Raw genomic sequence first — 5,799 nt, 5'->3', positions numbered from 1 at the left:
CCCGCCGCAACGCGACGCTGCACCAGAGCCGGCAGCTTCAGCAGACGAATCGTATTCGAAATCTGGGGGCGAGAACGACCAATACGCTTAGCCAACTGCTCCTGAGTAGTGTCGAACTCCTCCATGAGCTGCTGGTATGCCGCCGCCTCTTCAATGGGGTTCAGCTGGCTGCGGTGCAGGTTCTCCAGCAGGGCGTCACGGAGCAGGTCGCCGTCTTCAGTCTCACGAACAATCGCCGGGATGGTGGTCAGTCCAGCCGCCTGGGTTGCACGCCAGCGGCGCTCACCCATGACCAGCTCATACTTTTCGGTGCCGTTTTCGCGCGAGGGACGCACGACGATCGGCTGCAGAACACCAATCTCACGCACCGAGTGGATGAGCTCTTCCATGTCCTGCTCATCAAAGTCGGTTCGGGGCTGCTTGCGGTTCGGGTGGATATCGCGAACGTTCAGCTCGGCAAACTGGGCACCGGGAACCGGAACCAGGCCGCTCTGTTCCTCAGAAGCGGACTGCGGGGTGGAGACATCTTCACCAAAGAAGAAGTCCACCGGGCGGCGAGTCAGGGTGGTGTTGCGCAGTGCCGCACCCATATCCACGCGAGGCTTCTTCTTCGATGTTTCACGTGAAACATCCTGCGAGGAGGCGGGAGATTCGACCTTCTCCTCTACCTTCTCAGCTTCAGCTGACTTTTCCTGAGCGGGTGCAGCTTCAGCAGGCTTAGCCTCTACAGACTCAGCTTTAGTGCTCTTACGCTGCTTCTCCGGCTTAGCCTCGTGAGCCATTTCGAAGAGACCGTCAGTCATCGGCTCTTCAATCGGAGTAGACACATTCTTGGGTGCAGTCTTTACTGCAGCAGTCTTTTCGGATGCCTTCGCCTCAGCATTACCAGAATTCTTCGTACTCTGAGGGATCAGCGCCCCCAGGCCACGACCCAAGCCGCGTCGCTTTTCAGCCATCGTTACTCCTTAGGACTCCCGGACGAGCCCGCTCATTTTTTCTTCTTCATCTAGTGTAAACGAAATAAGCACCCGAAAGTAGGAGTGAAAACTGCACAGCACATAATCCAAATTATTCCCAATAATTAATTCTCTAAGGATGTTTTCTCGTGTTTCACCCAGAAAATACCGCACGCAATGAGCCCTTTTGAATCATCGATAGACAATCCAAAAAGGGCTCATTTCAAAAAATTTAGATTATGCGGATCGGCGCGAGAGCTCCTGTGCTGCCTCACGGTAGGCGCGAGCGCCAGTCGACGAAGAATCGTAGGTGATGACGGTCTGCTGATAGCTGGGAGCTTCAGAGATACGAACCGAACGAGGAATCTTTACACCCAGAGTCTCCTCCGGGAAGTGCTCGCGCACCTCCTCTGCCACCTGGAATGCCAGGTTGGTACGAGCATCGTACATGGTCAGCAGGATTGTACTGATGCGCAACTTGGAGTTCAGGTGCTTCTGAATCATCTGAATATTCTTCAGTAGCTGGCTCAGGCCTTCCAGGGCATAGTACTCGCACTGGATCGGAATCAGAATCTCTTCTGCCGCAACGAAGGCATTGACGGTCAGCAAGCCGAGGCTCGGCGGGCAGTCGATGAAGACATAGTCCAGGCGCTCCATACCCTGCTTCTCGCGCCACTCGGTGTAGTCCATCAGGGCATTCTTGAGGCGAGTCTCGCGTGCCACCAGGGAGACCAGTTCAATCTCCGCGCCCGCAAGGTCGATATTGGCGGGGGCACAGAACAGGCCGGGCATGTCGGGGCATTCCTGAACAATTTCAGAAAGCGGCTTATCCTCAATCAGGACGTTGTAGACACTGGGAACATCCACGCCATGCTCAATACCCAGTGCGGTCGAGGCGTTACCCTGCGGGTCGTTGTCGATTACCAGGACGTTCAGTCCAGCCTCCGCGAGCGCGGCTGCGAGGTTCACGGCGGTGCTGGTTTTACCCACGCCACCTTTCTGGTTCGACACGGTGAAGACACGCGTATGCACAGGCTTGGGGAGCAAATCTGCAGCAGATTTCTGAGCTTGAGGAGTCATCGGGTGCCTTCCATATTCCGGGTGGTGTGTCTACGGTGATGCTTCGTCTGATGCCTCGCGTGTGGCAATACTCTGCGGTATTTGTGCGCGAGGCGGGTCTACTCCCCTACTCCCCTGCCACTACTCATTCCCGACATGTTTCACGTGAAACATACTCCGCGAGGTGATGAAGTCTGCAATGTTTCACGTGAAACATTGGTGCTACCCGAATGGTTCTGAAGGGCTCAGTGCCCTACTGTACCATCAGGCTTTGATGTAGAAGAGTCTAAGGTTTCAATCCTTCCTTAAGGGTACCCGGCATCAGGTCAATACTCCACGCGAGAGGTCATTCTATGTACTCTACGGATGCAATTGCCGCGCACGCCCGGCAAGCCAGCGCATAAAAAATGGGCGGTACCGCGTAAGCCAGCCTATTCACTGGCTCATTGCGGTACCGCCCATTCAGGGTGAAACCTTTAGAGGCGAACTCGAACCACCGTCGTCGGCTCTTCAAGCAGGTCGCCGCCGGCGGTGAGAATCTCAGTCTCGCGTGCACCGTAACGGTTCAGCTTCTTCTTCGCCTTAGTAATCTCCTCCGCGGCGCTACGACCCTTCAGAGCCAGCAGCTCACCGGTGCCGCGCAGAATCGGCAGAGTAATGTCCAGCAGGCCCACCAGAGCGGACACAGCACGCGCAGTCACCACATCAGCCTCAACAGCACCCACAGCCTGCTCAGCACGCGAACGAAGCACGGTCACGTTCTCCAGGCCTAGGTCCTCAACAACCTCATTCAGCCAAATCACGCGGCGCTCCAGAGGCTCAATCAGGGTTAGCTTCAAATCCGGGCGGGCAATCGCCAGGCATAGACCGGGCAGGCCGGCACCCGAACCAACATCCGCCACCGAAGCGTTCGGAGCAATATACTCCTGCACCACAGCACAGTTCAGCACGTGGCGAGCCCACAGGCGCGGCACCTCACGCGGACCAATCAGACCGCGCTCAATACCGGTCGTTGCCAGATGCTGCACGTAGCGCTCCGCCAGGGGCAGACGCTCACCGAACACAGCCTCCGCGGCGGCGCGCTCACTCTCACTGAGAGTAACCATCGAAGTCTCCATACTAGGCTCCTACCTCGGGAAGAGAAATCACCACGTGACGGCGAGGACCCTCGCCCTCCGACTCGCTGTACAGGCCAGCGGCGGCCACCACATCGTGCACAACCTTACGCTCGTACGGGCTCAGCGGCTTCATGTGCTCATCGCGACCGGTAGTGCGCACCTTCTCAATCGCGTCAGCAGCGATTTTCTCCAGCTGCTCACGACGCTCAGCACGGTAACCAGCGATGTCCAGAATCAGGCGGGAACGGGTGCCGTTACCAGCCAAGACGGAGAGGCGCACCAGTTCCTGCAGGGCCTCCAGAACCTCGCCGTGGCGACCAACCAGGTGGCGCAGTTCCTCATTGTCATCATCGTCATTGACGACCGACAGGTAGATGCGGTTATTGCGCACCTCAATATCAATGTCGCCGTCCATATCGACAATATCGAGGAGCTCCTCGAGGTAATCAGCGGCAATATCGCCTTCCTCGTCGATGTCCTCGAAATCGTCTTCTTCGCCCTCAACGGGCTCCTCTACCAGCTGCTCCTCAATGAGCTGCTCGTCCTCATATTCCATAGCTTCAGTCACGATTATCCTCGGGGTATTAGGAGGGGTGTCCTAGGGGTAAAAAGTATCTCATACACGGCGCCGGGCCCGCGCCACACGTGGCGAGAACCCGGCCCGAATCACGGAAGAAAACTACTTCTTTCCGTTCTGCTTATTGCGTTGCTGCTTCTGGCGCTTCTTACCGACCGGCTGCTGACGCTGACCAGCTGCGGCACGCTCACGAGCCTCCTGCAGCTCCTTCTCGTGCTGCTCACGGGTCTTACCAATCGGGGGCAGACCCTTCGCTGCACGGCGAGCGTTCAGCTCACGCTCCGCCTGAGAACCGGGGGTCGGGTTATTGCGGATAACCCACCACTGCTGGCCCAGCGACCAGAGGTTCGACACGGTCCAGTAGTACATAACACCCAGCGGGAAGTTAATACCGGAAACAGCGAAGATGATCGGGAAGATGTACATGATCATCTGCTGCTGACGGAACATCGGAGAGTTCAGAGCTGCCTCCGACATGTTCTTCACACTCAGCTGCTTCTGAATGTAGAACTGGGTCGCACTCATCAGAACAATCATGATGACCGCCTGAACAACGGTCGCGGTAGTGTCACCGGCACCCGGGTGCATCATGGTCGCGAACAGCTGCGCACCGAAAATCTGGGAGTCATTGAACTGGTGCACCAGTTCAGCCGGCAACATGAGCACGCCCTGGTTGCTCTGCGCCGCGGTGGGAACGCCCATCAGCACCTGGTACAGACCGAAGAAGATCGGCATCTGAGCCAGAATCGGCAGGCAGGACGCGAAGGGGTTCGTACCGTGCTTACGGTACATTTCCATCTGCTCCTGAGCCATCGCCTGGCGGGAGAGCTGGTCCTTCTTACCCTTGTACTTCTCCTGCAGCTTCGCCATATCGCCCTGCATCGCGGTCATACCGCGCATAGCCTTAATCTGCTTGACGAACAGCGGAATGGTCAGGGTACGCATCACCAGGGTCAGGAAGATAATGCACAGAACCCAAGTCAGGCCGGACGCCGGGTCCATACCCAGCGAAGTGAAAAGAGTGTGGAACAGCCACAGGACCACGGAGACGATCCATTTAAACGGCCAAAGAATCAAATCAAAAATATTCACGCGGGAATACTCCTTAAGGACTCGGCTAAGTCATTGTGTGGGAGGCGCCGCCTACTCAGGGCGGGCGTCACCACCGGTGTGAGGGGTGTAAAGATGGGGGTGGTTGAGCAGAATAATTTTCGGTTCTGCTCCGGGAGCGAAAGTACGCTTCCCCTCCGGGACTGGGTCGATACCTCCGGTCGCCCAGGGAACACACCGCAGAATACGGCGCACCGTCAGGGAAAGCCCGCCCATCGCACCGTGGGTGGTCAGCGCCTCCAGGGCGTAGGCTGAGCAGGTCGGGTAGTAGCGGCACACATCCCCGTAGAGGGGGGACACGACCTTGCGGTAGGCCTTCATGCACGCGATCAGCAGGTTCTGCGGTAGAACGTAGAGTGCCTGCAGGAAAGTTTCCGGCCGCACGAATTCGTTAGGCGCTAGTGCCAGCAGCTCGTCGGGGCCCAGAGTCTCGGCAGATGCGCTATAGGTGCCACTGTGATGCGCGTGGAAGCGTTCTTCACAGCGGTCATGCTGGGAACGACTCACGGCTTCTCCTTGCTCTGAGGCAGGTCGAGCTTAGCGAAAGCAGCCTCGAGTGCCGATTCGTAGTCGCGGCGCAACTGATCCCAGCTGGCGCTCGCGGAGGCGGGAAGCGCTCGCACAGCAATGGCGTAGCCTTCCGGATGCGCGGCGCAGGTGAGCGCGGCAAGTTCACGCAACCGGCGCTTGACCAGATTGCGTGTGACTGCGTTGCCCACCGCCTTCGACACAATGAAACCTACCTGGGTTGTTTTTCCAGGATTTTTCGCCGTAGATACAACGATGTTCCGACGTCCTGTACGGATGCCGGAACGGAAGGCGTGGGAGAATTCTGCGCTGGTGCGCATACGGTGCCGTTGAGGCAGCACGTGTTCCCCTTTACGTAGTGTGGGAGATTCGGCTCGCGTAGAAAGCTGACCTCCGCGTGTATTTCACGCTTAATGATAGTTCGCCCGCCGATGCGTGTGCATCGGCGGGG

Annotated in this window: 7 protein-coding genes; all 7 read right to left on the bottom strand. The window is 57.7% G+C overall.

Annotated elements, in window-relative coordinates:
- A partial coding sequence (locus HMPREF2928_RS06635) for a ParB/RepB/Spo0J family partition protein (protein WP_070687883.1) occupies nt 1–956 on the bottom strand: 956 nt, incomplete at its 3' end.
- Nucleotides 957–1,193: 237 nt separating this feature from the next.
- A complete protein-coding gene (locus HMPREF2928_RS06630) occupies nt 1,194–2,036 on the bottom strand; it encodes a ParA family protein (protein ID WP_049354148.1) in 843 nt (280 codons plus the stop codon).
- Nucleotides 2,037–2,491: 455 nt separating this feature from the next.
- Nucleotides 2,492–3,133, bottom strand: coding sequence for a 16S rRNA (guanine(527)-N(7))-methyltransferase RsmG (gene rsmG / locus HMPREF2928_RS06625; RefSeq protein ID WP_005504080.1), 642 nt, complete (start codon nt 3,131–3,133; stop codon nt 2,492–2,494).
- A gap of 1 nt (nt 3,134) precedes the next feature.
- Entirely contained in the window at nt 3,135–3,701 is a 567-nt protein-coding gene (locus HMPREF2928_RS06620) for a Jag family protein (RefSeq protein WP_070687881.1), read from the bottom strand.
- Between the two features lie 111 nt (nt 3,702–3,812).
- The gene (gene yidC / locus HMPREF2928_RS06615) at nt 3,813–4,802 is read right to left on the bottom strand and encodes a membrane protein insertase YidC (RefSeq protein ID WP_070615720.1); all 990 of its coding nucleotides are present in this window, start codon (nt 4,800–4,802) and stop codon (nt 3,813–3,815) included.
- A gap of 51 nt (nt 4,803–4,853) precedes the next feature.
- Nucleotides 4,854–5,327, bottom strand: coding sequence for a membrane protein insertion efficiency factor YidD (gene yidD, locus HMPREF2928_RS06610; RefSeq protein ID WP_070687879.1), 474 nt, complete (start codon nt 5,325–5,327; stop codon nt 4,854–4,856).
- Nucleotides 5,324–5,689 carry a ribonuclease P protein component gene (rnpA, locus tag HMPREF2928_RS06605; protein WP_049341943.1) on the bottom strand — a complete coding sequence of 122 codons (366 nt, stop codon included), beginning with the start codon at nt 5,687–5,689 and terminating at the stop codon, nt 5,324–5,326. The genes yidD and rnpA overlap by 4 nt, the downstream gene beginning before the upstream one ends.
- Between the last annotated feature and the right edge of the window lie 110 nt (nt 5,690–5,799).

Origin of the sequence: Rothia sp. HMSC072B04, from assembly GCF_001813725.1 — a bacterium.
Taxonomy (GTDB): Bacteria; Actinomycetota; Actinomycetes; order Actinomycetales; family Micrococcaceae; genus Rothia; species Rothia mucilaginosa.
Note: the sequence above shows the minus strand (reverse complement) of the source record. Positions and strands in the feature narration are given on the sequence as shown.

Bases quoted from the DNA above. Each gene is read 5' to 3' on its own strand.
- HMPREF2928_RS06630 (WP_049354148.1), bottom strand. From the start codon at position 2,036: ATGACTCCTCAAGCTCAGAAATCTGCTGCAGATTTGCTCCCCAAGCCT.
- rsmG (WP_005504080.1), bottom strand. From the start codon at position 3,133: ATGGAGACTTCGATGGTTACTCTCAGTGAGAGTGAGCGCGCCGCCGCG.